The 24,164-nt window shown below is 68.2% G+C and carries 23 protein-coding genes and 1 other RNA gene; 9 read left to right on the forward strand and 15 right to left on the reverse strand.

Going from position 1 to position 24,164, the window contains the following annotated elements; translation table 11 throughout:
• Nucleotides 1-25 precede the first annotated feature (25 nt).
• The gene (locus AQY21_RS11910; protein ID WP_058097864.1) at nt 26-799 is read right to left on the reverse strand and encodes a sulfite exporter TauE/SafE family protein; all 774 of its coding nucleotides are present in this window, start codon (nt 797-799) and stop codon (nt 26-28) included.
• A 157-nt stretch (nt 800-956) separates the two neighbouring features.
• Between AQY21_RS11910 and AQY21_RS11915 the strand changes: the two genes are divergently transcribed.
• From AQY21_RS11915 to AQY21_RS11925, 3 genes are all read left to right on the forward strand, one after another.
• Entirely contained in the window at nt 957-2,612 is a 1,656-nt protein-coding gene (locus AQY21_RS11915; RefSeq protein WP_058097865.1) for an acyl-CoA dehydrogenase family protein, read from the forward strand.
• 77 nt (nt 2,613-2,689) lie between these two features.
• A complete protein-coding gene (locus tag AQY21_RS11920; protein ID WP_058097866.1) occupies nt 2,690-3,109 on the forward strand; it encodes an META domain-containing protein in 420 nt (139 codons plus the stop codon).
• Nucleotides 3,110-3,141: 32 nt separating this feature from the next.
• Entirely contained in the window at nt 3,142-3,525 is a 384-nt protein-coding gene (locus AQY21_RS11925) for an META domain-containing protein (RefSeq protein WP_058097867.1), read from the forward strand.
• On the opposite strand, the gene recO is transcribed toward AQY21_RS11925, so the two are convergent.
• Nucleotides 3,494-4,222 carry a DNA repair protein RecO gene (recO, locus tag AQY21_RS11930; RefSeq protein WP_058097868.1) on the reverse strand — a complete coding sequence of 243 codons (729 nt, stop codon included), beginning with the start codon at nt 4,220-4,222 and terminating at the stop codon, nt 3,494-3,496. The two genes, AQY21_RS11925 and recO, sit on opposite strands and share 32 nt — an antisense overlap.
• Before the next feature lie 63 nt (nt 4,223-4,285).
• Here recO and ade point away from each other — a divergent pair, with 63 nt between their 5' ends.
• Nucleotides 4,286-6,061 (forward strand): adenine deaminase, encoded by a 1,776-nt coding sequence (gene ade, locus AQY21_RS11935; RefSeq protein WP_152988207.1) that lies wholly within the window; start codon nt 4,286-4,288, stop codon nt 6,059-6,061.
• 22 nt (nt 6,062-6,083) lie between these two features.
• On the opposite strand, the gene recF is transcribed toward ade, so the two are convergent.
• From recF to mutM, 6 genes are all read right to left on the reverse strand, one after another.
• Nucleotides 6,084-7,160 (reverse strand): DNA replication/repair protein RecF, encoded by a 1,077-nt coding sequence (gene recF / locus AQY21_RS11940; protein ID WP_058097870.1) that lies wholly within the window; start codon nt 7,158-7,160, stop codon nt 6,084-6,086.
• Nucleotides 7,157-8,275: a DNA polymerase III subunit beta gene (dnaN, locus tag AQY21_RS11945; RefSeq protein WP_058097871.1), complete on the reverse strand. Its 1,119-nt coding sequence runs from the start codon at nt 8,273-8,275 to the stop codon at nt 7,157-7,159. The genes recF and dnaN overlap by 4 nt, the downstream gene beginning before the upstream one ends.
• 88 nt (nt 8,276-8,363) lie before the next feature.
• On the reverse strand, nt 8,364-9,710 hold the full coding sequence (gene dnaA, locus AQY21_RS11950; protein WP_058097872.1) for a chromosomal replication initiator protein DnaA: 1,347 nt from the start codon (nt 9,708-9,710) through the stop codon (nt 8,364-8,366).
• Between the two features lie 510 nt (nt 9,711-10,220).
• Nucleotides 10,221-10,490: a 30S ribosomal protein S20 gene (rpsT, locus tag AQY21_RS11955; protein ID WP_058097873.1), complete on the reverse strand. Its 270-nt coding sequence runs from the start codon at nt 10,488-10,490 to the stop codon at nt 10,221-10,223.
• 151 nt (nt 10,491-10,641) lie between these two features.
• On the reverse strand, nt 10,642-11,418 hold the full coding sequence (locus AQY21_RS11960) for an enoyl-CoA hydratase (protein WP_058097874.1): 777 nt from the start codon (nt 11,416-11,418) through the stop codon (nt 10,642-10,644).
• Between the two features lie 106 nt (nt 11,419-11,524).
• Complete coding sequence (gene mutM, locus AQY21_RS11965) at nt 11,525-12,370, reverse strand: bifunctional DNA-formamidopyrimidine glycosylase/DNA-(apurinic or apyrimidinic site) lyase (RefSeq protein WP_058097875.1); 846 nt, start codon at nt 12,368-12,370, stop codon at nt 11,525-11,527.
• Nucleotides 12,371-12,469: 99 nt separating this feature from the next.
• On the opposite strand from mutM, the gene ubiE reads away from it, so the two are divergent.
• From ubiE to AQY21_RS11985, 4 genes are all read left to right on the forward strand, one after another.
• Nucleotides 12,470-13,222 carry a bifunctional demethylmenaquinone methyltransferase/2-methoxy-6-polyprenyl-1,4-benzoquinol methylase UbiE gene (ubiE, locus tag AQY21_RS11970; protein WP_058097876.1) on the forward strand — a complete coding sequence of 251 codons (753 nt, stop codon included), beginning with the start codon at nt 12,470-12,472 and terminating at the stop codon, nt 13,220-13,222.
• A gap of 1 nt (nt 13,223) precedes the next feature.
• Nucleotides 13,224-14,759 carry a 2-polyprenylphenol 6-hydroxylase gene (gene ubiB / locus AQY21_RS11975; RefSeq protein WP_058097877.1) on the forward strand — a complete coding sequence of 512 codons (1,536 nt, stop codon included), beginning with the start codon at nt 13,224-13,226 and terminating at the stop codon, nt 14,757-14,759.
• 59 nt (nt 14,760-14,818) lie between these two features.
• Complete coding sequence (locus AQY21_RS11980) at nt 14,819-15,637, forward strand: TIGR00282 family metallophosphoesterase (RefSeq protein ID WP_058097878.1); 819 nt, start codon at nt 14,819-14,821, stop codon at nt 15,635-15,637.
• Nucleotides 15,638-15,737: 100 nt separating this feature from the next.
• The gene (locus AQY21_RS11985; RefSeq protein WP_058097879.1) at nt 15,738-17,516 is read left to right on the forward strand and encodes an SLC13 family permease; all 1,779 of its coding nucleotides are present in this window, start codon (nt 15,738-15,740) and stop codon (nt 17,514-17,516) included.
• Between the two features lie 128 nt (nt 17,517-17,644).
• Here AQY21_RS11985 and AQY21_RS11990 read toward each other — a convergent pair whose 3' ends face one another.
• From AQY21_RS11990 to AQY21_RS12000, 3 genes are all read right to left on the reverse strand, one after another.
• Nucleotides 17,645-18,478 carry a 1-acyl-sn-glycerol-3-phosphate acyltransferase gene (locus AQY21_RS11990; protein ID WP_058097880.1) on the reverse strand — a complete coding sequence of 278 codons (834 nt, stop codon included), beginning with the start codon at nt 18,476-18,478 and terminating at the stop codon, nt 17,645-17,647.
• A complete protein-coding gene (locus tag AQY21_RS11995; protein WP_058097881.1) occupies nt 18,475-19,254 on the reverse strand; it encodes a GNAT family N-acetyltransferase in 780 nt (259 codons plus the stop codon). Before AQY21_RS11995 ends, AQY21_RS11990 begins: the two co-directional genes overlap by 4 nt.
• Before the next feature lie 137 nt (nt 19,255-19,391).
• Entirely contained in the window at nt 19,392-19,571 is a 180-nt protein-coding gene (locus AQY21_RS12000) for a DUF3553 domain-containing protein (protein WP_036754938.1), read from the reverse strand.
• A gap of 40 nt (nt 19,572-19,611) precedes the next feature.
• Between AQY21_RS12000 and AQY21_RS12005 the strand changes: the two genes are divergently transcribed.
• Nucleotides 19,612-20,268 carry a histidine phosphotransferase family protein gene (locus AQY21_RS12005; RefSeq protein WP_058097882.1) on the forward strand — a complete coding sequence of 219 codons (657 nt, stop codon included), beginning with the start codon at nt 19,612-19,614 and terminating at the stop codon, nt 20,266-20,268.
• Between the two features lie 3 nt (nt 20,269-20,271).
• On the opposite strand, the gene AQY21_RS12010 is transcribed toward AQY21_RS12005, so the two are convergent.
• The 4 genes from AQY21_RS12010 to AQY21_RS12020 form a co-directional block, all read right to left on the reverse strand.
• A complete protein-coding gene (locus AQY21_RS12010; RefSeq protein ID WP_058097883.1) occupies nt 20,272-21,213 on the reverse strand; it encodes a hypothetical protein in 942 nt (313 codons plus the stop codon).
• Nucleotides 21,213-22,484: a glutamate-5-semialdehyde dehydrogenase gene (locus tag AQY21_RS12015; RefSeq protein ID WP_058097884.1), complete on the reverse strand. Its 1,272-nt coding sequence runs from the start codon at nt 22,482-22,484 to the stop codon at nt 21,213-21,215. The genes AQY21_RS12010 and AQY21_RS12015 overlap by 1 nt, the downstream gene beginning before the upstream one ends.
• Nucleotides 22,485-22,553: 69 nt before the next feature.
• Nucleotides 22,554-22,907, reverse strand: a transfer-messenger RNA (tmRNA) gene (ssrA, locus tag AQY21_RS27185).
• Between the two features lie 182 nt (nt 22,908-23,089).
• Nucleotides 23,090-24,142: a PotD/PotF family extracellular solute-binding protein gene (locus AQY21_RS12020; RefSeq protein WP_058097885.1), complete on the reverse strand. Its 1,053-nt coding sequence runs from the start codon at nt 24,140-24,142 to the stop codon at nt 23,090-23,092.
• Between the last annotated feature and the right edge of the window lie 22 nt (nt 24,143-24,164).

A 24,164-nucleotide genomic window follows, 5' to 3' on the forward strand; every position in this document is an offset into this window, starting at 1 on the left:
GGGCCTTTCGCTTTTGGTCCCCTGACTACACCGCCGGACCCGCAAGCTCCAGCGCGCGGCGCAGCAGGTTGGCCCCGGTCAGCACCAGCAGGATCAGCGTCCAGCGCCGGAATTGCGCCACGTCCAGCCGGTCATGCGCCAGATAGCCCAGGCCCATGCCGACCAGCGCCGGGATCACCAGGATCGCGGAAAACGGCAGCGTCTGCGCGTTCAGCAGTCCCGATTGCAGATGCGAGACGGTCAGCACCGCCGCGCCCAGGAAGAACACCACGCCCTGCACCCGCATCTGTTCGGCCTTGGGCGCGTGCAGCGACAGCAGCAGCACCAGCAGCGGCGGCCCCCAGATGCCCGAGACCCCGCCGATCAGCCCGCCGATCACGCCCGTCGCGATCTCCATGCGCCGGCGGTGATGCACCGGCAGGACCAGGCTGCGGCCCATGATCTGCCACAGCGCGAAGACGGTGATCGGCAGGCCGATGATGGCATACATCAGCCATTGCGGCACCCGCGTGGCGAAGAAGGCGCTGACCGGGATGAACAGCACCACCATGCCGATATGCCAGCGATAGGCCCAGCTTGCCTGCCAGGCCGGCCGCCAGCCGCCGCGCAGCGCCTGGCGGATATTCGTGACCAGCACCGGCAGGATCACCGCCGCCACCGCCTGCTGCGCGGTCAGGAACGACCCCAGCGCCGCCAGCATGATCATCGGCATGGCGAAGCCGATGGCGCCCTTCACGAAGCCGGAAAACAGCGTGATCGCGATGGCGATCCAGAAATGAAAGGGGTCGAGGCCGAACATGGGCGCAGGTTGCTGCGCCGCGCCGTCCACCGCAAGGGCCGTTCTTGCGCAATCAGCGAGACATTTTAGTTCGCGTTGTGTCTGAATTGCGCATGATAGTTGCGCTGCGATTGCGAAACCGCTAGTCATGCCGCAACGCCGCATGAAGGAGTCTGCCATGAAGGACATGCCCGCGATGCCAGCCGATACGCCTTCCGCCCTGCTTGCGCTTGCCGCCGAGGCCCTGCCGGAGCTCGAATCCCTGCAATCCCGCGCGACCGAGGCGCTGCGCGCGCTGGTGGCGCCCTCGGGCAAGCCACAGCCGGCGCTGTTGGAGGAACACCAGCACGCCGCCCATGCCCTGTCCTGGCTGACCACCTATGTCGAATCGATCCGCCAGTTGACCGGCTGGGCCGGGCGGCTGGCCGAGGCGGGCAGCCTCGGCCGGACCGAGGCACTGATCCTGCAAATCGGCCTGGGCGAATACCTGAGCCAGATCGCCGGCGGCATCCCGATGAGCCAGACGGAATTCGCCCGGCTCTCGGACCTGGACCTGGACTGGCAGCCGGGCGAGGCGGCGGCCAAGCTGATGCGCGGCAATACCGCCCCGGCGCGGGCCGAGCTTGCGCGGCTGATGCAGGACAATCACGGCCGCGCCACCTTCGGCGCCACCGGGCTCGACGAGGATCTGGAGATGATCCGCGACCAGTTCCGCCGCTATGCCGAGGAGCGGGTGATCCCCAACGCCCATGAATGGCACCTGAAGGACCAGCTGATCCCGATGGAGATCATCGAGGAACTGGCCGAGCTCGGCGTCTTCGGCCTGACCATCCCCGAGGAGTTCGGGGGCTTGGGCCTCTCGAAAGCCTCGATGGTGGTGGTGACCGAGGAGCTGTCGCGCGGCTATATCGGCGTGGGCTCGCTGGGCACGCGCAGCGAGATCGCGGCCGAGCTGATCCTCTGCGGCGGCACCGCGGCGCAGAAGGCGAAATGGCTGCCGGCGCTGGCCTCGGGCGAGATCCTCTCGACGGCAGTCTTTACCGAGCCGAACACCGGCAGCGACCTGGGCAGCCTGCGCACGCGGGCGGTCAGGGACGGCGAGGATTGGGTCATCACCGGCAACAAGACCTGGATCACCCATGCGCAGCGCACCCATGTCATGACGCTGCTGGCGCGCACCGACCCCGAGACGACGGACTGGCGCGGGTTGTCGATGTTCCTGGCCGAAAAGACGCCGGGCACCGACGACGACCCCTTCCCGACCCCCGGCATGACCGGTGGCGAGATCGAGGTGCTGGGCTATCGCGGCATGAAGGAATATGAGCTGGGCTTCGACGGTTTCCGCGTCAAGGGCGAGAACCTGCTGGGCGGCGAGCCGGGGCGCGGTTTCAAGCAGCTGATGGAGACCTTCGAATCGGCGCGCATCCAGACCGCCGCCCGCGCCGTCGGCGTGGCGCAATCGGCGGCCGAGATCGGCATGCGCTACGCCATCGACCGCAAGCAGTTCGGCAAATCGCTGATCGAATTCCCCCGCGTCGCCGACAAGCTGGCCATGATGGCGGTCGAGATCATGATCGCCCGGCAGCTGACCTATTTCAGCGCCTGGGAAAAGGACCACGGCCGGCGCTGCGATCTGGAAGCGGGAATGGCCAAGCTGCTGGGCGCCCGCGTCGCCTGGGCGGCGGCGGACAATGCCTTGCAGATCCATGGCGGCAACGGCTTTGCACTGGAATACGCCATCAGCCGGGTGCTGTGCGACGCGCGCATCCTCAACATCTTCGAGGGCGCGGCCGAGATCCAGGCCCAGGTTATTGCACGCAGGCTACTGGACTAGGATGAAATTCCGGCCCCTGCTGGACAGCGGGGGCCGTTAGGGCATTATGGCAGCAACAGGACATAACGGAGCTGCCAATGACCCGCATCCCGATGATTTCCGCGGCGATTGCCGCCACGCTCGGCCTTGCCGCCTGCGAGCCGACGGCGCCCGACCTGCCGGGCGCCAATATCCCGACCGGGCCCTATGTGCTGGTCGGCATCGGTTCCGACACCGTGCCGCAGCGCAATGTCGGCATGACCATCGAGGCGGATGGCTCGATCTCGGGCCGGGCGCCCTGCAACACCTACTCGGCAAGCCAGAACGCCGAGCCGCCCGCCTTTGCTCTGGGGCCGCTGACCCGGACGGAAATGGGTTGCAGCGGGCTGGCCGGGCGGCTGGAAGCGCGCTATTTCCAGGCGCTGTCGGCAGCCAACGGCATCACCTATGAAGGCGGCGTGCTGACCATCAAGGGGCCGACCTACCTGACCTATGAGCCGGGCTATCGCAAGGAATGACCGTGCGGGACCCGGCCGGAAGGAGATGAGCGATGCGGAAACTGATTCTCGCCCTGTCCCTGGGGCTAGCCGCCTGCGGCGCCGAAACGGATGAGGCGGCGCAGATTCCCGGCGAATACACGCTGATCGCGGTGGAAGGCGTCGAGGTCTCGGGCACGCCCACCCTGCGCATCGCCGAGGACGGCGCGGTCTCGGGGCAAGGGCCCTGCAACCTGTTCACCGGCCGCAATAATGCCACGCTGCCGGCGCTGGACCTGGGCGCGCTGGCGACGACCCGCCGCGCCTGCCTGCAAGAGGGCGGCGAGCAGGCTTTTTTCCAGGCGCTCGGTGCGGTGCGCGAGGCAAGGCGCGAGGGTGAGGAACTGGTGATGACCGGCCCCGATGTCACCATCCGCTGGCGGGCTGCGACGCAGTAAGCCGGGCGACCAGCCGGGCGCGTGCCGGGGGCAGGGGCTTGCCCGCATGGCTCTCGGCCAGCCGCGATTGCAGGAAATGCCCGGTCAGGGCCAGCGCGTCCTCGATGCCGCCATTGCCGCGCCCGCCCAGCATGGCGGGCAGCGGCAAGAGCCTTGGCGCCCATTCCCCCGCCGCCTGGGCAGACACCGCCCGGCCCGAGCGCGGGCTGACATAGGCCAGCCCGTCGCGCGTCCCCGTCACCGCGCAACTTGTCAGGTCGAGACCGAAGCCCAGCTCGTCGAGCAGCCGCATTTCCCAATGCAGATAGGCCTCGGCCCAGTTCCCGCCCGCATCCATCAGGTCCAGCAGCGCCTCGGTCGCGTCGGCCAGGCGGGGATGCGGGTCGCGCTCGGGCAGGGCATAGGTCAGAAGCGCGGTGACTGCATTCACCCCGGCCAGCGCATCGGCGCCGGCCAACAGCCCCGGCCGCGCCCGCGCCGGCTCGATGCTGAAGGTGCCAAGCTGATCCTCCAGCCGCGCCCGCCAGCGCAGGCTGACCCGGTTGCCGGGTTGCAGCATGGCGGCACGCCTGGTGCTGGCGCCGCCGGGCACCAGGCCACGCAGCAGCCCGGCCTCGCCCGACAGCACGGTCAGGATCACGGCGCTTTCGCCGTGCCTTTGCAGCGCCATCACGCTGGCCTCGCCGCTCCATTCCATCGCACCGCCTTTCCTTTCACGCCACCCTGCCGCAATCTGGGGGCGATGAACAAGGAGACAGGCATGTTGAAACCGTGGATCGAGGCCCAGGCGCGGCTGGTCGAGGTGGCGGCGGGCCGCGCGCCGGCCGATCTGGTGATCCGGGGCGGGCAATGGGTCAATGTCCACACGCGCGAGGTGATCCCTGGCATCGACGTGGCCGTGGCCGATGGCCGGGTGGCCTATGTCGGCCCTGACGCCGGGCCGTCGATCGGCCCCGATACGCAGGTGATCGAGGCCGAGGGCCGCTTCATGCTGCCCGGCCTGATCGACGCGCATATGCATGTCGAATCGGGGATGCTGACGCCGGCCGGCTTTGCCGCCGCGGTGATCCCGCACGGCACCACGACGATCTTCCACGACCCGCACGAGATCGCCAATGTGCTGGGCCTTGAGGGCGTGCGGCTGATGCGGGACGAATCGCTGCTGCAACCGATCAGCATGTTCACCCAGATGCCCAGCTGCGCGCCCTCGGCCCCCGGCCTGGAGACCACCGGCCAGCCGATCACCGAGGGCGAGGTGGCGCAGGCCATGGGCTGGGACGGCATCGTCGGCCTGGGCGAGATGATGAACTTTCCCGGCGTCGCCGCCGGCGACCGGCAGATGCTGGCCGAGATCGCCGCCACCCGTGCCGCCGGCAAGACGGTGGGCGGCCATTACGCCAGCCCCGACCTGGGCCGGCCCTTCCACGCCTATGTCGCCGGCGGTGCCAACGACGACCACGAGACCACGACCGAGGCGCAGGGCATTGCCCGCGTGCGCCAGGGCATGGGCTGCATGATGCGCCTTGGCTCGGCCTGGTATGACGTGGCAAGCCAGATCACCGCGATCACCGAAAAGGGGCTCGATCCGCGCTTCTTCATCCTCTGCACCGATGACAGCCATTCCGGCACGCTGGTCCATGAGGGCCACATGAACCGGGTGGTGCGCCACGCCATCGACTGCGGCTGCGATCCGCTGGTGGCGATCCAGATGGCGACCATCAACGCCGCGCAGCATTTCGGGCTGGAACGTGAACTCGGCAGCATCACCCCAGGGCGGCGGGCGGATGTGATCCTGACCTCGGACCTGCGCAGCCTGCCCATCGAGGCGGTAGTCGCGCAGGGCAGGCTGGTGGCGGCAGGCGGCAGGCTGCTGGTCGATTGCCCGCGGATCGCCTGGCCCGAGGCGGCGCGCGATTCGGTGCATCTGGGCCGCCGCCTTGCCGGCGCGGATTTCGCGGTCCGGGCCACGGGCGACAGCGCGCACGTCCGCGTCATCGGCGTGGTCGAGAACCAGGCGCCGACCCGTGCGCTCACGGCCGAGCTGCCGATCCGCGACGGCGTCATCGAGGGGCAGGGCGACACCTGCCACATCGCCCTGGTCGAACGCCACCGGGCGAGGGGCGGCGTGGTGAACGGCTTCGTCTCGGGCTTCGGCTACCGGGGCCGGATGGCGGTGGCCTCGACCGTGGCGCATGACAGCCATCACATGGTCGTCGTCGGCACGGATCGCGACAGCATGGCTGCGGCGGCGAACCACCTGGGCCGGATCGGCGGCGGCGTCACCGTGTTCCGCGACGGCGAGGAACTGGCGACGGCGGCGCTCCCCATCGCCGGGCTGATGTCCGACCGCCCCGCCGCGGCGGTGGCCGAGGCCGCGCAGGGCATCGTCAAGGCCATGCAGGATTGCGGCTGCACGCTCAACAACGCCTATATGCAGCATTCGCTGCTGGCGCTGGTGGTGATCCCCGAATTGCGGATCTCGGACCTCGGCATCGTCGATGTCACCCGGTTCGAGCTGGTCGATCTGCTGCTCTAGCGGCCCCCCGCTTCTTCGTTGTTCAAATACCCATGATGCGCGAGACCTCGGCCTCGCGCGCGACCGCCAGGAATTGCGCCCGGCCGCGCAGCGCCTCGAACAGCTCCGGCCCGGTGCCGGTCAGCCAGGCCTGGGCGCGAAGCGCGCAGATCTCGTCGTAAAGCGCGGCACGGCGGTCTGCGTCCAGATGCGCCGCCACCTCGTCCAGCAGCAGCACCGGGCTTTCCTCGGCCAGCGCCCGGGCATTGGCGAGGATCAGCGACAAGAGCAGCGCCTTTTGCTCGCCGGTCGAGGACAGCGCGGCGGGCATCGCCTGCGGCCCCCAATGCGCGCCCAGGTCGGCGCGATGCGGGCCGGTCAGGGTGCGGCCGGCCGCCATGTCGCGGCCGCGCCCCTCGGCCAGCCGGGCGGCGATGCTCTCGGCGTCGGGATCGTCGGCCGAACCCTCGCCCGGCAGCAGCGTCAGGCAGGCCGAGGGAAAGGCGGTCTCGGCCCCTTCCTGCGCCGCCATGATCCGGGCGATGGCGTCCAGGCGGTTGCGGGTCAGCGCCGCGCCCGTCTCGGCCATCTGCGCCTCCAGCGCGCGATACCAGCCGGCATCGCGGACCTCGTCGCGCAGCAGCCGGTTGCGCTCGCGCATGGCCTTGTCGTAAGCCAGCGCCTCCTCGGCATGGCCCGGCGTGAAGCTGAGCGTGATCCGGTCCAGGAACCGCCGCCGCTGTTCGGGCGCGTCGGTCCACAGTCGGTCCATGGCCGGGGTCAGCCAGATCACCCGCATCAACCGGCCGAGCGCGATCTGCGTCGCGGGCTTGTCGTCGATCACCACCTCGCGCGGCTGGCCGGGCAGGGCGCGGGTCAGCACCTGATGGGTGTCGATCCGGGCCCGGATCTGCCAGCCGACCTCCGGCCCCTTGCGGGCCTGGTCGCCGGGCACGGCGCCGCGCATGCCGCGGCCGGGCGACAGCATCGAGACGGCTTCCAGGATATTGGTCTTGCCCGCCCCGTTCGGACCATGGATGGCGACGGGGCGGCGGTCGGCCTCGATCTCCAGCCTGGCCCAGCTGCGGAACTGGGTCAGGTGCAGCCGGGTCAGCGTCACACGCGCATCGGCATGACGACATAGACCGCGCTGGTGTCGCCGCCCTCGCGGATCAGCGCCGCGTCGCCCGAGCCGTTGAACAGGAAGACCGCATTCTCGCGCTCGATCTGGCTGGCGATCTCGTGCAGGTATTTGGCGTTGAAGCCGATCTCCAGCGGTTCGTCGGCATAGGCGACCGGCAGTTCCTCGTCTGCCGCGCCGGCATCCGGGGCGTTCACCGACAGGACCAGCCGGTCCTCGTCCAAGGACAGCTTGACGGCGCGCGAGCGTTCGCTGCTGACGGTGGCCACCCGGTCGACCGCCTTGGCAAAATCGCCGGCATCGACCTCCAGCTTGCGGGCATTGCCCGAAGGGATGACCCGGCTGTAATCGGGGAAGGTACCGTCGATCACCTTCGAGGTCAGCGTGATCGTCGGCGTGGCGAAGCGCACCTTGGTCTCGCTGACCGAGACCGCGATCTCGGCCTCGTCATCGTCCAGCAGCTTGCGCAGCTCGGCCACGGTCTTGCGCGGCACGATCACGCCGGGCATCTCCTCGGCCCCCGCGGGCAGCGGCGCGTCGATCCGCGCCAGCCGGTGGCCGTCGGTCGCCACGCAGCGCAGGCTGGCGCCGTCCTCGGTTTGCGCGACATGCATATAGACGCCGTTCAGGTAATAGCGGGTCTCCTCGTTCGAGATGGCGAATTTCGACTTGTCGAACAGCCGCCGCAGCACCGCGGCGGGGGCCGAGAAGTTCGCCGAATATTCGGACGAGGACATGACCGGGAAATCCTCGCGCGGCAGGGTCGCGAGGCTGAAGTTCGAGCGCCCTGCCTGCACCGACAACCGCCCCGAGGCGGCATCCAGGCTGAGCTGCACCAGCGCGCCGTCCGGCAGCTTGCGGGCGATGTCGTTGAGCATCCCGGCCGAGACGGTGGTGGCGCCGGGCCGCTCGACCTGCGCATTCGCGCGGTCCACGATCTCGGTATCCAGGTCGGTGGCGCGGAGGCTGACGCCTTCGGGCGTGGCCTCGATCAGCACGTTGGCCAGGATCGGAATGGTGTTGCGGCGTTCGACGACGGACTGGGCCTGGGAAACGGCCTTCACCAGATCGGCGCGTTCAATCGAAAATTTCATGGTCCACCCTTATGTCCTTCTGGCCTCATGTCGATCCGGCGCGGGGCGCCAATGTGGCACAATCCCGCGCAAGGTCAAGCGGATGCGTTCAGGCCTCCAGCAGGCGGCGCAGCAGGTCGATATCCTCGGCCAGGCTGCGATCCGAGCCGCGCAGCTCCTCGATCTTCTTCACGCCATGCATGATGGTGGTGTGGTCGCGGCCGCCGAAGCGGCGCCCGATCTCGGGCAGGCTGCGCGAGGTCATCTGCTTGGCCAGATACATGGCGATCTGGCGGGGGCGGGCGACGGTGCGCACCCGCTTGGGCCCGATCATGTCGGCCAGGCGGATGTTGTAATGCTCGGCCACCTTGCGCTGGATCTCCTCGATGGAGACCTTGCGGTCGTTGGCGCGCAGGATGTCGGCCAGGCATTCCTGGGTCATGTCCAGCGTGATCTCGCGCCCCATCAGGCTGGCAAAGGCGAACAGCCGCTGCAACGCGCCCTCCAGCACCCGGACATTCGAGGTGATGCGATGGGCCAGAAATTCCAGCACCCCCGGCGCGATCAGCAGGCCGGGATATTGCGCGCGGAAACTGTCGGTCTTGCTTTGCAGGATGCCCAGGCGCAGCTCGTAATCGGTCGGGTGCAAATCCACCACCAGGCCGCATTGCAGGCGCGACTTGATGCGCTCCTCCATGTCCTTGATCTCGCCCGGCGCGCGGTCGGCCGAGATGACGATCTGCTTGCCCTGATCGACCAGCGTGTTGAAAGTGTGGAAGAATTCCTCCTGGGTGGAATCCTTGCCGGCGATGAACTGCACGTCATCGACCATCAGCACCGAGACGGTGCGGAACAGTTCCTTGAAATCCATCACGGTGCGGTCGCGCAGCGCCTGGACGAAGCGATACATGAACTGCTCGGCCGAAAGATACAGCACCCGCGCCTCGGGCTGGCGGATCTGGATCTCGCGGGCGATGGCATGCATCAGGTGGGTCTTGCCCAGGCCGACGCCGCCATAAAGGAACAGCGGGTTGAAGGTGACGGGACCGCCCTCGGCCACGCGGCGGGCGGCGGCATGGGCCAGCTCGTTCGGCTTGCCGACCACGAAGTTCTCGAAGGTGAAGCGGCTGTCCAGCGGTGCGGCCAACTCCTCCTCGCCCGAGGGGCGCGGGGGGGCGTGGCGCTTGACGGCGGGCGCGGCGGCCTGGCGGGCGGTCTGGCTGCGGGTCTCGAAGCTCAGGCGCTGCACGGGGCCGCCCATGCGGTCCAGCACCTTGAGGATGTCGTCGCTGTAATGGCGCGAGACCCAGTCGGACAGGAAGCGGGTCGGGCAGGCGATGGTGGCGGTGCCGCCCTCGACGCCGGTCAGGCGCAGGGGCTCGATCCAGGTCGAGAAACTGTCGGTTCCGACGATCTTCTGAAGTTCTTCACGCGCCTGCCCCCAAAGTCTGTCCATCTCGCCCAGTTCCGTCTCTTGTCCCACATGCCGCCGGGATTTTCCGGCGTGAGGCGATTCGGGCGCCGCGACCTGAACGACAATAGTTTCGGCAACAGAAGACCCCCGCCGCCCAGGGCGACGTGCGGGCCGTCCAGCGGCCGAAACTTTCAGACACGCAGCACAGGCCGGTGGCAGCCGGCTTGTGCTTCATCGGTAGCGGATCTTGTCCGATCCTGCTGCCACCCTGCCTGTCGGCGGCAAAGCCGACGGTTCAGGGCATGTCCCCCAGGCGCGACGGTGAATCGCAGGGAACAAGCTAGCAAGAACCGCGGCAGGCCAGCAACCGATCTTCGCGCTTGACAGTCACTTTGCCTGATCGAATCTGGCAGTTGGGAGACAGCTGCATGACAACGCCGAGGGGATTGAAAAGCCAAGGAAAAACCGTGGCTTCCTCATGCAGAAGGGCGCGCCTGGATAGAGCGCGCCCTTGATAAGTTCCACCGGCAGTTGCGAAAATGTCGCAGCGGCTCAGGCGGTGGCGAGGGCCTTTACCCGGGCCGAAAGGCGCGAGATCTTCCGCGCTGCGGTGTTCTTGTGGATCACCCCTTTGGTCACGCCGCGCATCAGTTCGGGCTGGGCGGTCTTCAGGGCTTCGCGGGCGATCTCGGCATTGCCGCTGGCGATGGCTTCCTCGACCTTGCGCAGGAAGGTGCGGATGCGCGAACGGCGGGCCTTGTTGACGGCGGTGCGGCGCTCGATCTGGCGGGCGCGCTTTTTCGACTGGGGCGTGTTGGCCATGGGTGCGGTCCTATCTGTTCTTCATGTCTCGGTTGCGCAAAGCCCATAGCCCCGTCCGAAGGCGGACGGTTGTGATTCTTGCCTTAAGCGGGCCCACACGCATGTAAGCCCGGGCCTATACAGCGGACGGGCCCGAATGCCAAGCGTGAAATCAGCGGTCGCGGAATTGCGGCTCGCGCTTCTCCAGAAAGGCGGCCATGCCCTCTTTCTGGTCCTCGGTCGCGAACAGCGCCTGGAAACTGCGGCGCTCGAACAGGATGCCCTCGCGCAACGTAGTCTCATAGGCGCGGTTCACCGCCTCCTTGGCGGCCAGAACGGCGATCTGGCCCTTCTCAGCGATCTTCTTCGCCGCCGCCAGCGCCTCGGGGATCAGCTTGGCCGCCGGCACCACGCGGCTCACCAGGCCTGAGCGTTCGGCCTCGGCCGCGTCCATGAACCGGCCGGTCAGATGCATCTCCATCGACTTCGACTTGCCGACGAAGCGGGTCAGGCGCTGGGTGCCGCCGATGCCGGCCATGACGCCCAGGTTGATCTCGGGCTGGCCGAACTTGGCGTTATCGGCGCAAAGGATGAAGTCGCAGGCCATGGCCAGCTCGCATCCGCCGCCAAGCGCATAGCCTGCGACCGCGGCGATGATCGGCTTGCGCGTCGCGGTGATGCGGTCGATCTCGGCGCCGAACAGGTCGTCGGTATAGACATCGACGAAGCTCTTGGCCGACATCTCCTTGATATCGGCGCCGGCGGCAAAGGCCTTCTCGCTGCCGGTCAGCACGATGCAGCGCACCTTCTCGTTCCGGTCGGCCTCGGCCAGCGCATCGCCCAGCTCGCCCAGCAGTTGCGAGTTCAGTGCATTCAGCGCCTCGGGCCGGTTCAGCCGGATCAGCGCAACATAGTCGTCGATCTCGACGGTGAGGGTCTGGTAAGCCATCGACTCCTTGCCTTTCGCAAACAAGCTGACCGCGACTCGTAACAAATGCGCGACCGCAAGGCCAGCGCGCTTCTCTGTTGTCCAAATACCCCCGCCGGAGGCGGCTTCAGCTCTGGCAGAGCGGGCAGAAATAGCTCGACCGGCCGGATTGCACGATGCGCTGGACCGTGCCCGCGCAGCCCGGCGCCGGGCAGGGCGCGCCCTCGCGATCATAGACCCGAAAGGAATGCTGGAAATAACCCAGCTCGCCCGTCGCCTGCCGGTGGTCGCGCAGGGACGAGCCGCCGGCGGCGATCGCTTCCTCCAGCACGGCGCGGACATGGCCGACCAGCGCCGCCAGTTCGGGCGCCGCGACCGCGCCGGCCAGGCGGCGCGGGTCGATCCCGGCGCGGTGCAGCGCCTCGGAGACATAGATATTGCCCAGCCCGGCCACGATTCGCTGATCGAGCAGCGCCGCCTTGACCGGCATGCGCCGCCCGGCAAAGGCCCGCCCCAGCGCCTCGGCGGTAAAGGCGTCCGACAGCGGCTCGGGGCCCAGATGCGCCAGCAGCGGATGCGTTGCGCCCGGCGCCACCAGGTCGACCATGCCGAATCGCCGCGCGTCGTTGAAGGTGATGCGCGTGCCCTGGTCGGTCCACAGCACCACATGGTCGTGGCGTGGCAGGATCGTCGGGTCGCGGTGGAAATCCCCCTGCGACTCCCCCTCGATCAGCATCCGCCCCGACATGCCCAGGTGCAGAAGCAGGCTGCCGCGATCCTCCAGCTCGGCCAGGATGTATTTCGACCGCCTGTGCAAGCCGACGACCCGCGCGCCGGTCAGCACCTGCACCAGATCGGGCGGCAGCGGCCAGCGCAGGTCGGGGCGGCGGGCTTCGGCGCGGGCGATCACCCGGCCCTCGAGATGCGGCTGAAGGCCGCGTCGGACGGTTTCGACCTCTGGCAGTTCTGGCATTTTCTTCCCGTTCGTCGCATGGTGCGGCCCGCGTCCCAGCTATGGCGCGCGGCGCGCTTTCGGACTATCTGGGCGCGAAACGACGGATGGACAAGCGACATGACCCCTGACGAGCCAAAGCAGACCCATTTCGGCTTCCGCACCGTGGCCGAGACGGACAAGGCCGGGCTGGTCCATGGCGTCTTCTCGCGCGTCGCCTCACGCTACGATGTGATGAACGACCTGATGAGCGGCGGCATCCACCGGATCTGGAAGACCGCGATGATGGATTGGCTGGCGCCGCGCGACGGCCAGCACCTGCTGGACGTGGCGGGCGGCACCGGCGACATCGCCTTCCGCTTTCTGGAACGCGCCCCGGGCGCCCGCGTCACCGTCTGCGACATGACGGAATCGATGCTGGTCGAGGGCCGCAAGCGCGCCCAGGCCGGCAGGCTGGCCGAGCATCTCGCCTGGGTCACCGGCGACGCGATGCAACTGCCCTTTGCCGACAACAGCTTTGACCGCTACACGATCAGCTTCGGCATCCGCAACGTCACCCGCATCCCCGATGCCCTGGCCGAGGCGCGGCGGGTGCTGCGTCCCGGCGGGCGGCTGATGGTGCTGGAGTTCAGCCAGATGCCGGTGCCGATGCTGCAATGGCTCTATGACCGCTACAGCTTCAACGTGATCCCGGTCATGGGCCAGATCGTCGCGAACGACCGCGACAGCTATCAATACCTGGTCGAATCGATCCGCAAGTTCCCCGATCAGGATACCTTCGCCGCGATGATCCGCGAGGCGGGCTTCGGCCGCGTGCAATGGCGCAACCTGTCCATGGGCATCGCCGCGTTGCATTCGGGCTGGAAGCTCTGACATGCGCGGCCCGCACAACATCTGGCGCCTGATCCGCACCGGCGCCACCTTCGAACGCACCGGCGCCATGAAGGTGGCGCTGGACGCCGCGGACGCACCCGCCCGCCTGCGCGTCGCGGCCCGCATCCTGGGCTGGCCCTTCGCCTGGCTGGGCTACAAGGGCGACCCGGCCCTGCCGCCCGTCACCCGCGCCATCACCGCGCTGGGGCCTGCCTATGTGAAATTCGGCCAGATCCTTTCGACCCGGCCCGACGTGGTGGGGGTGGAGCTGGCCAACCAGCTGTCCATGCTCCAGGACCGGCTGGCGCCCTTTGCGCAGGAACAGGCGCTGCGCACCGTCGCGGCCGAACTGGGCCGGCCGGTCGAGACGCTGTTCAGCGAGTTCTCCGAACCCGTGGCGGCGGCCTCGATCGCGCAGGTGCACCGGGCCCGGCGCATCGACAACGGCCGCGAGGTCGCGGTCAAGGTGCTGCGCCCGGGGATCGAATCCGCCTTCCGCCGCGACATCGACGCCTTCCATTTCGCCGCCGGCATGATCGAGCGGCTGTCGCCCGCCACCCGCCGGCTGCGGCCGCGCGACGTGGTCAGCCATTTCGAATCGGTGGTCACGGGCGAGCTGGACCTGCGGCTCGAGGCCGCCTCGGCCTCGGAATTCGCCGAGAACACGGCCGGGGACGAAGGCATGGCGGTGCCCGCCCCCTACTGGCACCTCAGCGCCCGGCGCGTGCTGACCACCGACTGGGCCGAGGGCGTGCCGATGGGCGATGTCGCGGCGCTGCGGGCGGCCGGGCACGACCTGCCGACGCTCGGCGCGCGGGTGTTGCAGCTTTTCCTGCGCCACGCACTGCGCGACGGCTATTTCCACGCCGACATGCACCAGGGCAACCTGAAGGTGGCCAGGAACGGCGACATCGTCATCTATGACTTCGGCATCATGGGCGAGATCGACGAATACACCCGCCGCGTCTATGCCGAGATCCTGATGGGCTTCATCCGCCGCGACTACGAACGCGTCGCGCGGGTGCATTTCGAGGCGGGCTATGTGCCGCGCGACCGCGACATCAAGGAATTTGCCCGCGCCCTGCGCGCCGTGGGCGAGCCGATCTTCGGCGCCGATGCCAGCCGCATCTCGATGGCCAATCTGCTGGCCTATCTGTTCGAGGTCACCGAACGCTTCGGCATGGCCACCCGGACCGAGCTGATCCTGCTGCAACGCACCATGGTGGTGGTCGAGGGCGTGGCGCGCTCGCTCGACCCGCAGATCAACATGTGGGAGGTCGCCAAGCCCGTGGTGGAAAGCTATATCCGCGACAATCTCGGCCCCCGGGCCGCGGCGCGCGACCTGACCCGGGCGGCGCAGGTGCTGGGCCGCTTCGCGCCGCTTCTGCCGGAGTTCCTCGAGCGCCGCATGCCCGAACTGCTGCGCGAGCCGCCGCCCCCGGCCGAGCCGCGCCAGGGCCGCGGCCTCGCCGCCGGCATGGCGCTTGGCGCCGTCGTGGCGCTGGCGGGCGCGATGCTTGGCGCATGGTTGGGATAGCCGGCCCGCTGCCGCCATCGGGGCTTGAGTGCGCTCCGGCTTTCGCCTAACGCTGGCCCATGCGGATTCTCTATCTTGGCGATGTGATGGGACGCGCGGGCCGGCGCGCGATTGCAGAGGGGCTTGCCCCGCTCAAGGAACGGCTGGGCGTCGATTTCACCATCGTGAACGGCGAGAACGCCTCCGGCGGCATGGGGCTGACCGGCGGCCATGCCAAGTTGATCCTCGATGCCGGGGCCGATTGCATCACGCTGGGCGACCATGCCTTCGACCAGAAGGAGATGCTGTCCTATATCGAGACCGAACCGCGCATCATCCGGCCGCTGAACTATTCCAAGGTGGCGCCGGGCCGCGGCGCGCGGGTCTTCGAGGCGACGCGCGGGCGCAAGGTGCTGGTGGCGCAGGTGCTGGGTCAGGTCTTCATGAAGCGGCCCTTCGACGATCCGTTCTCGGCCATCGACGCGGTGCTCAAGGCGCATCCGCTGGGCGGGCTGGTGCAGGCCAGCGTGGTGGACATCCATGCCGAGGCCACCAGCGAGAAGATGGCCATGGGCCATTGGTGCGACGGCCGCGCCAGCCTGGTCGTCGGCACCCATACCCATGTGCCGACCGCCGACACGGTGATCCTGAACCGCGGCACCGCCTATCAGACCGATGCCGGCATGTGCGGCGACTATGACAGCGTCATCGGCATGAAAAAAACCGAGCCGCTGCGCCGCTTCCTGACCGGCATGGCCTCGGAACGCTTTACCCCGGCCGAGGGCGAGGCGACGCTGTCGGGCGTGCTGGTGACCACCGATGACCGCACGGGCAAGGCGGTCGCGGTCGAGCCGCTGCGCCGGGGCGGCCGGCTGGCCGGGACGCAGCTTCCCGCCTGAACCGGGCATGGCCCCGCGCTTTTGCTTGCGGCGCGGGGGAAAATAATTCTATTACCCATCGAAAGGGCCGTGATTTAGCGGCGCACGGGACAGGGATTTCATGCTGGGCTTTGAACTGACCGGAACCAATGCGGCGATCGCGATGCTGATCATCGTGACCATCATGTTCATCGAGTTCATCCGTGAAAAGCACCCGCCCGAGGTCGTGGCCATCGGCACCGCCGCGGTGATGATGCTGCTGGGCCTCTTGCCGATCAAGGATGCGGCCAGCGTGCTGTCGAACTCGGCGCCCTGGACCATCGCCTTCATGTTCATGATCATGGGCGGGCTGCTGCGCACCGGCGCGCTGGAGATCATGTCCAGCGTGGTGACGAAACGCGCCGCGGAGCAGCCGATCCTGACCATTTGCATGACCTTCGGCTTCATCATCGTCGCCTCGACCGTGATGAACAACACGCCGGTGGTCGCGGTGATGATCCCGATCCTGATCCAGCTTGGCCTGCGGGCCAACATTGCCGCCTCGAAGCTGCTGATCCCGCTCAGCTACATGACCATCCTGTCGGGCATGATCACGCTGATCGGCACCTCGACCAACCTGCTGGTGGACGGGGTGGCGCGCGAACAGGGCATGACCCCCTTCGGCATCTTCGAGATCGCTCCGGTCGGCATCGCCATCACCCTGGCCGGCATCGCCTATTTCGCCACCATCGGCTGGAGGCTTTTGCCCGAGCGCACCTCGCTGGCGGGCTTCCTGGGCGCGAGGCGCGAGATGAAATATTTCACCGAGGTCGCCATCCCCGAGGATTCCAGCCTCGTCGGCCAGCCGGTGCTGTCGGCGCCGATCTTCAAGCGCGAGGCGGTGCGGGTGATCGACGTGCTGCGCGGCGATGCCTCGCTGCGCCGCAACCTGGCCGAGGTGGTGTTGGAGCCCGGCGACCGCGTGGTGCTGCGCTCGGAAATGGCCGATCTGCTGGAGATGCAGGCCAACAAGAATTTCCAGATGGTGGACAAGCTCAGCTCTGTCGCCACCGACACGGTCGAGGTGCTGATCTCGCCCGGTGCGCGGCTGGTGGGGCGCCGGCTGGGCGACATGCGCCTGCGCCGCCGCTATGGCGTCTATGTCCTGGCCGCGCATCGCCGCAGCCAGAACATCGGCCGCCAGCTCGACGATCTGGTGGTGCAGGTCGGCGACACGCTGCTGCTGGAGGGCGCGCCCGAGGATATCGCCCGGCTTGCCGCCGATATGGAGCTGGTCGATGTCTCGCGCCCCTCGGCCCGGCCGTTCCGCCGCGAGCGTGCGCCCATCGCGATCCTGTGCCTGCTGTCGGTGGTGTCGCTGGCGGCGCTGGACGTGGCGCCGATCATGGCCCTGGCCTTCATGGCGGCGGCGATCATCCTGATCACCCGCTGCGTCGATGCCGAGGAAGCGTTCTCCTTTGTCGATGCCCGGCTGTTGGCGATGATCTTCGCCATGCTGGCGGTGGGCGAGGCGCTGGAGCACACCGGCACGGTCACCCTGGTGGTGGATGCGGTGGCGCCCTATCTTGCCGGCCTGCCGCCCTTCGCCACCTTGATCGCGGTCTATTTCCTCGGCCTCGTCATGACCGAGGTGCTGTCGAACAATGCTGTCGCGGTGCTGCTGACCCCGGTGGCCATCGCGCTGGCGAAATCGCTGGGGCACGATCCACGCGCCTATGTGGTGGCGGTGATGTTCTCGGCCACGGTCGCCTTCGCCACGCCCATCGGCTACCAGACGCATCTGATGGTCTACGGCCCTGGCGGCTACAGGTTCAGCGATTTCGTCAAGGTCGGCGTGCCGCTGGACATCATCTGCGGCATCGTCGCCTGCCTGACCATTCCGCTGTTCTGGCCTCTGTGAAATATCCGGGTCCGGCTGGACCTGCGCCGCCGCTGCATGGGTATTTCGGCAACGGAGAAAAGTCAGGGGCGGGCCGGTTCTTCTCCGTTGTCCAAATACCCATGCAGCGGCGGCGCTCGCCGAGCGTTTCAGTCTTGCTCAAAACCGCTGCGCACCGCTGTCTCGGCTTGCGCCGCCAGCGTCTTGCGGGTCTCTCCCGCCACCGGGATCGGCGTGTGCAGCCGCACCGTCACCGAGCCTTGCGGATATTGCGCCAGCACCGCCAGCAGATGCGGCCCCAGGTCCATGTCGCCCCACCAGCCGTAGAAGCGCGGGTCGCGGCCTTTTGGCGCATGGTAATGTGCGCTCATCGGCTGGATCGCCAGCCGCTCGGGCAGGGCGGGGTCCAGGAAGCCCTGGAACAGTGTCGGCTTGAAGGGCAGCACCCGTCGCCCGTCGCTGCTGGTACCCTCGGGAAAGAACAGCAGCCGGTGACCGGCGCGGGTGCGGGCGGCGAACTCCTCGGCCTGGGCGCGGGCGAGCCTGGGGTCGCGGGCGACGAAATGCGTGTCGGTGACGCGGGTCAGGATGTTGATGCCCGGCCAGCCCGCCACCTCGGATTTCGAGACGAAGAACACCGGCATCGCCGCGTTCAGCGCGAAGATGTCGAGCCAGCTGGAATGGTTCGCCACCACTGCCCCGGGGCCGCGCATCGGCTGGCCGATGCAGCGCCAGCGCAGACCCATGATCCACAGGCAGATGCGGCAGACGCCTTGCACCCAAGGCCCGGTGAGGGGCCGGCGCGGGCCGGTGAACAGACGCTCGGCCAGGCGCAACGGCAGGATCAGCAGCACGCCGAACCCCAGCACCAGCACGATGCCACCGCCACGCAGCAGGACCAGCAGCCAGCCGAGTGCACCGGGACGTGGAAGGGCGGGCGGCGGCACGTCGTCCCGCCAGGTGGCGCGGGAGCCTGCGCTCATTGCCCCTGCCGGGTTTCGTAGAACTTGCGATGCTTTTCCGACATGGCCTTGGTGTCCACCATCAGGAAGACGTCGGTGGTGTTGAATTCGCGGTCCAGCCAGGCGCCTTCGCCGACCATGCCGCCAAGCCGCAGATAGGCCTTGATCAGCGCCGGCATGCCGGTCATGGCGGCGCGGCGGTCCAGTTGCTCGGGCGGGATCAGGTCCATGCGGCGATAGCCGTCGGGCCGGGCGCGGGGCCGGATCGCCTCGGGCGCCAGGTGGTGATGATAGAGCCACGACAGCGGCTGGGCCAGCGCCTGCACGTCGGTGCCGTGGAACGAGGCGACGCCGAACAGGATCTCGACCCCGCGCGCCAGCACGTAATCGGCCAGCGCGTTCCACATCAGGAACATGCCCGAGCCGCCGCGATAGGCTGGATGGATGCAGGACCGCCCCAGCTCCAGCAGCGACCGCCCCGAGGCGCGCAGCGGCGCCAGGTCGTATTCGCTGTCGCAATAGAAGCGGCCGAAGGCCTCGGCCCGGTCGCCCGGCAGCAGGCGATAGACGCCGACCACGTGGTCCAGCGCCTCGCGCGAGCGGCGGTCGTCCACCAGCACCAGATGATCGACCACCGGGTCGAACGCGTCGCGCTCGAACCGGCCCTGATGATCGACCAGCGGGCCGTCGCCGCCCAGCTCCTCGACGAAGACATGATAGCGCAGGCGCTGCGCCGCCAGCAGGTCGGCTTCGTCCGTGGCAAGACGGGTCGCGAAATAGGACGTTTCTGGCGTCATCGTTACGGCCTGGACCCCGGCTGATGGCATCTGGCCCCGTGTCTAGGCGGGGGGGCGGCACATTGCAACCACTCGCGGCCTTTGCGACTCAACGGCGATTGACTCGCCAAAAAGTTGAATTACTCTGCAATGGTCGCCTAAAAGGGGTCGGTCGTGACCAGTTCAAGATTGATATGTCTGCCATTCACCACCTGCTTGCCGGCATTGGTGAAATTGATGGTGATACGGTCACCGATGCGCGACTGGACCTGCCCGGTGCCCCATTCGGGGGCGCCGGGATGGCGCACGATCATGCCGGGTTCCAGGATCTCATTCATCTCATGCCCTTTCCTGAGGCATCATGCAGGCTAGTCTTCCATGGACGATCTGACAATCCATCGCGCGCCCGAACCTCCCGGAGCCATCGCGCCCGAGCGCCTGGCCGCGCTGGTCGGCTCGCGGCTGTGCCACGACATCGTCTCGCCGCTGGGGGCGATCGGCAACGGCCTGGAACTGTTGCAGCTTTCCGGGGCGTGGCCGGGCATCGGCGCCAGCCCCGAGATGCAGCTGATCGCCGAAAGCGTCGAGGCGGCGCGGGCGCGGGTGCGTTGGTTCCGCATGGCCTTTGGCCATGCCGCCCCCGACCAGCGGCTGAGCCTGGCCGAACTGGCGGCGCTGCTGGCCGATGTCGAGCGGGGCGGGCGCATCCGCGTCCGGCTGGAAGCCGAGGGTGACCTGCCACGCGCCGAGGGCCGCATGATCCTGCTGGCGCTGATGTGTTTCGAGACCGCGATGCCCTGGGGCGGCAGCGTGCTGGTCTGCCGCGGTGCCAGCGGCTGGCGGCTGGTGGCCGAATGCAGCCGCACCAAGTCCGATCCGGCGCTGTGGTCCTGGCTGGACCGCGCCCCCGGATGGGAACGGCCCGAGCCCGCCGCCTCCGAGGTGCATTTCCCGCTGCTGGCCAGTTTCGCCCGTGCCGCCGCCCGTCCGCTGGCCTGGGAGCTGGACGAAACGGGCGGCGAGATTGCGTTCTGAAATTCAGATCCCGCCGGACTTCAGCGCCCGGTCCAGCCGTCGGGCCAGTGCCGGCGGGACAGCCTCGAAGCTGTCGAGCAGTTCGGACAGCAGTGCGACCGCCAGGTCCTCGCCCCGTTCCAGCAGGATCAGCCCCGCCTCCAGGCAGATGCGCGGGCTGGCGCCGCTTGCCAGCGCCCGCAATTCGCACAACGCGCGGGCGGGATGGCGGGGCAGGGCGGCGGCGGCGAGGTTCAGCCGATAAAGCTCGGCCTTGCGGCGCGCGGCACGATGCATCTGCCGGACCAGCGCCGCGTCCAGCCGGTCCTGCACCACCATCCCGGCGATGCGGCCGGTTCCGCCTGCCGCGCCGATCACCCCGGTCGCCGGATGGCCGCCGAAGGGCAGGGCGATGGGCGTCAGATGCGGAAACCCGGTCCGGATCAGCGCCACATGGGCGCGGTCGGCGCGGATCGTTGGATCATAGATCAGCGCCCCGCGTACGCCGCGGTTGCCCAGCGTTTCGGGCCGCGGCATGGGCAGGCCGATGCGTGAGAATTTCCCGTGCCGGCCGGGATCGAAGGGCGCCACCGCCGGGTCGATGCAATATTGCGGCGAGACGGCCATGACCCGGCTGGCATGGCAGGCGGCGGAATAGAGCAGCGCCGCATAGCCGCCCATCGAGAAGCCGGTCGCCGTGACCTCGGCATAATCCCGGGTCGCCTCTTGCAGCGCCTCGGCCAGCGCCGCGCTGCGGTCCGAGACGAACCAGTCGCGCCGCGCCGTCTGCACGACCAGCGCGTCGATCCCCAGCCTTGCGGCGAAGCGCGGCGCGGCGGCGGGTTCGAAGCCCGTCATGCGGTCGCGGCCATGCTCGAAGCCGACCACGGCACGGCGCCCGTCGCCCGTGCCGCGAAACAGCGTGATGCGGTGGCGGTCGTCCTGGTGCAGCCTTTCGGGCCGCATCAGGGGCGGATGGTGCCGTCGCCGGTGACCAGATACTTGAAGCTGGTCAACTGTTCGGCGCCGACCGGTCCGCGGGCATGCATCTTGCCGGTGGCGATGCCGATCTCGGCGCCCATGCCGAACTCGCCGCCATCGGCGAATTGCGTCGAGGCGTTGCGCATCAGGATGGCGCTGTCGAGCCCCTTGAAGAAGCGCTCGGCGGTGGCGTCGTTCTCGGTCAGGATCGATTCCGTGTGGCCCGAGCCATGGCGGCGGATATGGGCGATCGCTTCCTCGACGCCATCGACCAGCTTGACGGCGATGATCTTGTCCAGGAACTCCTGCCCGAAATCCGAGGGCTCGGCCGGGACGGTGCCCGGCAGCTTGGCGAGCTCGCCCTCCGCGCGGACCTCGACGCCCGCGTCCAGCAGGTCCTGGACCAGCACGGGGCCATGTTTCGTATAGAATTGCCAGTCGATCAGCAGGCATTCGGCGGCGCCGCAGATGCCGGTGCGCCGGGTCTTGGCGTTCAGCACCACGCGGCGGGCCTTGTCCAGGTCGGCGTCGCGGTCGGCATAGACGTGGCAGATGCCTTCCAGATGGGCAAAGACCGGCACGCGGGCTTCCTTCTGCACCAGCCCGACCAGGCCCTTGCCGCCGCGCGGCACGATGACGTCGATGAATTCCTGCGCCCGCAGCATGGCGGCGACGGCCTCGCGGTCGCGGGTCGGCACCATCTGGACAGCGGCCTCGGGCAGCCCGGCCTGTTTCAGCCCGGTGACCAGCGCCTCATGGATCGCGGTGGCGCTGTTGAGGCTTTCCGAACCGCCGCGCAGGATCACCGCATTGCCGGCCTTCAGCGCCAGCGCCGCGGCATCGGCGGTGACATTGGGCCGGCTTTCGTAGATCACCCCGATGACGCCCAGCGGCGTCGCCACGCGCCGGATGTTGAGCCCGTTCGGCCGGTCCCATTCGGCCAGCACCTTGCCGACCGGATCCTCTTGCGCCGCGACCGAGCGCAGCCCCTCGGCCATGGCGCGGATGCGCGCGGGGTCGAGCTTCAGCCGGTCCAGCATGGCGGGCGAAAGGCCCTTTTCCTCGGCATGGTGCATGTCGAGGATATTGGCGTCGAGGATGGCGTCCTCGGCCTTGAGGATCGCCTCGGCCGCACCGATCAGCGCGGCATGCTTGCGCTCGGGCGAGGCCTCGGCCAGCACGGCGGCGGCGGCGCGGGCCTTTTGCCCCAGATCCGCGATCAGCGCATCGGCATCGGAAGAGGTCAGGTCTTTCATGGCGGCATTCCCTTGCATGAGGCCTGAGATAGGCCCGGGCGCGCCAAAAAACCAGAGAGGAAAGGGGGAAGTGCAGGATTCTGTTGCCAGGCTCCTGCGGGCCCCGCCTTACGCTGCTAGGCGGAAGGGCTTAAGTTTCGGTTACCCGAGCTGCTTACGCAGCCAGAGCCACCGGAGCACGGTTGTCGTTGGCAACTGTACATTTTGCACCGATGACGGTGGTAGCTCACCGAGACAAAGCAAACAGCTTTAGACGTTCGTCGATCCTGTTTCGGCCCCATGTGCCCCCAACGAGGGATTCTGGTGGAGCCGCCGGGTACCGCCCCCGGGTCCGATCCGCTTATTACCTGCGCGTTTATGTCCATAGTCCGGGCGAGCCCGGACCCCACGAATATAGGCGGCGCCATTCCGGGGCGCAAGGGAGGGGAACGCTGTTCCCCTCTTGTCCCGCTGCGCGGGCCAATTCACCCCTTGGAGTATTTGGAAAACGGAGAAAGCCGGGACGCGGCGCCCGGTCTGCTTCGTTCTTCAAATACTCATGCGGCCGCTTTGCCAGCGAAACGCCCCGCCAAGGAGGCGGGGCGCTGCAAGAGAGCGGGCCGGGGTCAGAAGCCGGCCTTGATCTTTTCGAATTCCTGCAACTGGCGCTCGCGCTGCTGCGGGTCGTTCGGGGTCTGGGCCAGGATCGGGGCGTCCACGGGCGACAGGCCTTCCTGCACCGCCGGCTCGTCCTTGATCGTCTCCATGGCGGCGGTCGAGGTATGGCCGTAGCCGATGGTGTCCAGGAGGCCCTTGGCCGATTCCGGCGCCAGCCAGGCGTTGATGAAATCGTAGGCCTTGTCCTCGTTGCCCGGGCCGTTCTTGAGGTTGATGAAGCCGCAGAAGAAGGTCGAGCTGCCCTCCTTGGCCGCGCGCTGGAAGCCGACCGGGAAGCCGTCGTTTTCCAGCAGCACCACGCCGTCGTTCCAGGACCAGGCCACGTCCACCGCGCCCGAGGCCATCAGCTGCGCCTGCTCGGCCGGGTCGGCCCAATAGGCGGCGACGTTCTGATGCGCCTGGCGCAGCCAGTCGGCCGCGGCCGCGAATTGCTCGTCGGTGACCTCGGTCCAGTCGGTGGTGCCGGTGGCCAGATAGGCCAGCGCCCAGACATCGTCGGCCGAATCGGGCAGCGAGGTGCGGCCCTGGTATTTCGGGTCGATGAAGATGTTCAGGCTGGCGACATCTTCGGCCGGCACGGTTTCGGTATTGTAGGCGACCGCGGTCGCGCCCCAGTCGGTCGGGATATACCAGACGCCCTGGTCGTCCTTGAAGATTTCCGAATCGAGGAATTTCGCATCGAGGGTCTCGAAGGCCGGGATCTTCGACACGTCCCAGGGCTCGATCAGCCCGGCGTCGCGGTATTTCGACACCATCTGCGAGCAGGGATGCGCCACATCGGCTTTGAAGCCCGAGGCGAGCTTCTGATAGGCCTCGTCGTCATCGCCGTAGAAGGCGAAGGTCGGGCTGTCGCCATGCTTGTCGATATAGCCCTGGAAGATCACCGGCTCCTCGAAGCCGGCCCAGTCGAAGACCGTCAGTTCGGGGTCGGCGGCCCAGGCGGCCGTCAGGCTGGTGCTGGCAAGCGCGAGCGCCAGGGCGGGGAAGCGGAGAGGTTTCATGTCGGAGCTTTCCTTGAGGCAG

The organism is Paracoccus sp. MKU1 (assembly GCF_001447385.1).
In the GTDB taxonomy this organism is placed as follows: domain Bacteria; phylum Pseudomonadota; class Alphaproteobacteria; order Rhodobacterales; family Rhodobacteraceae; genus Paracoccus.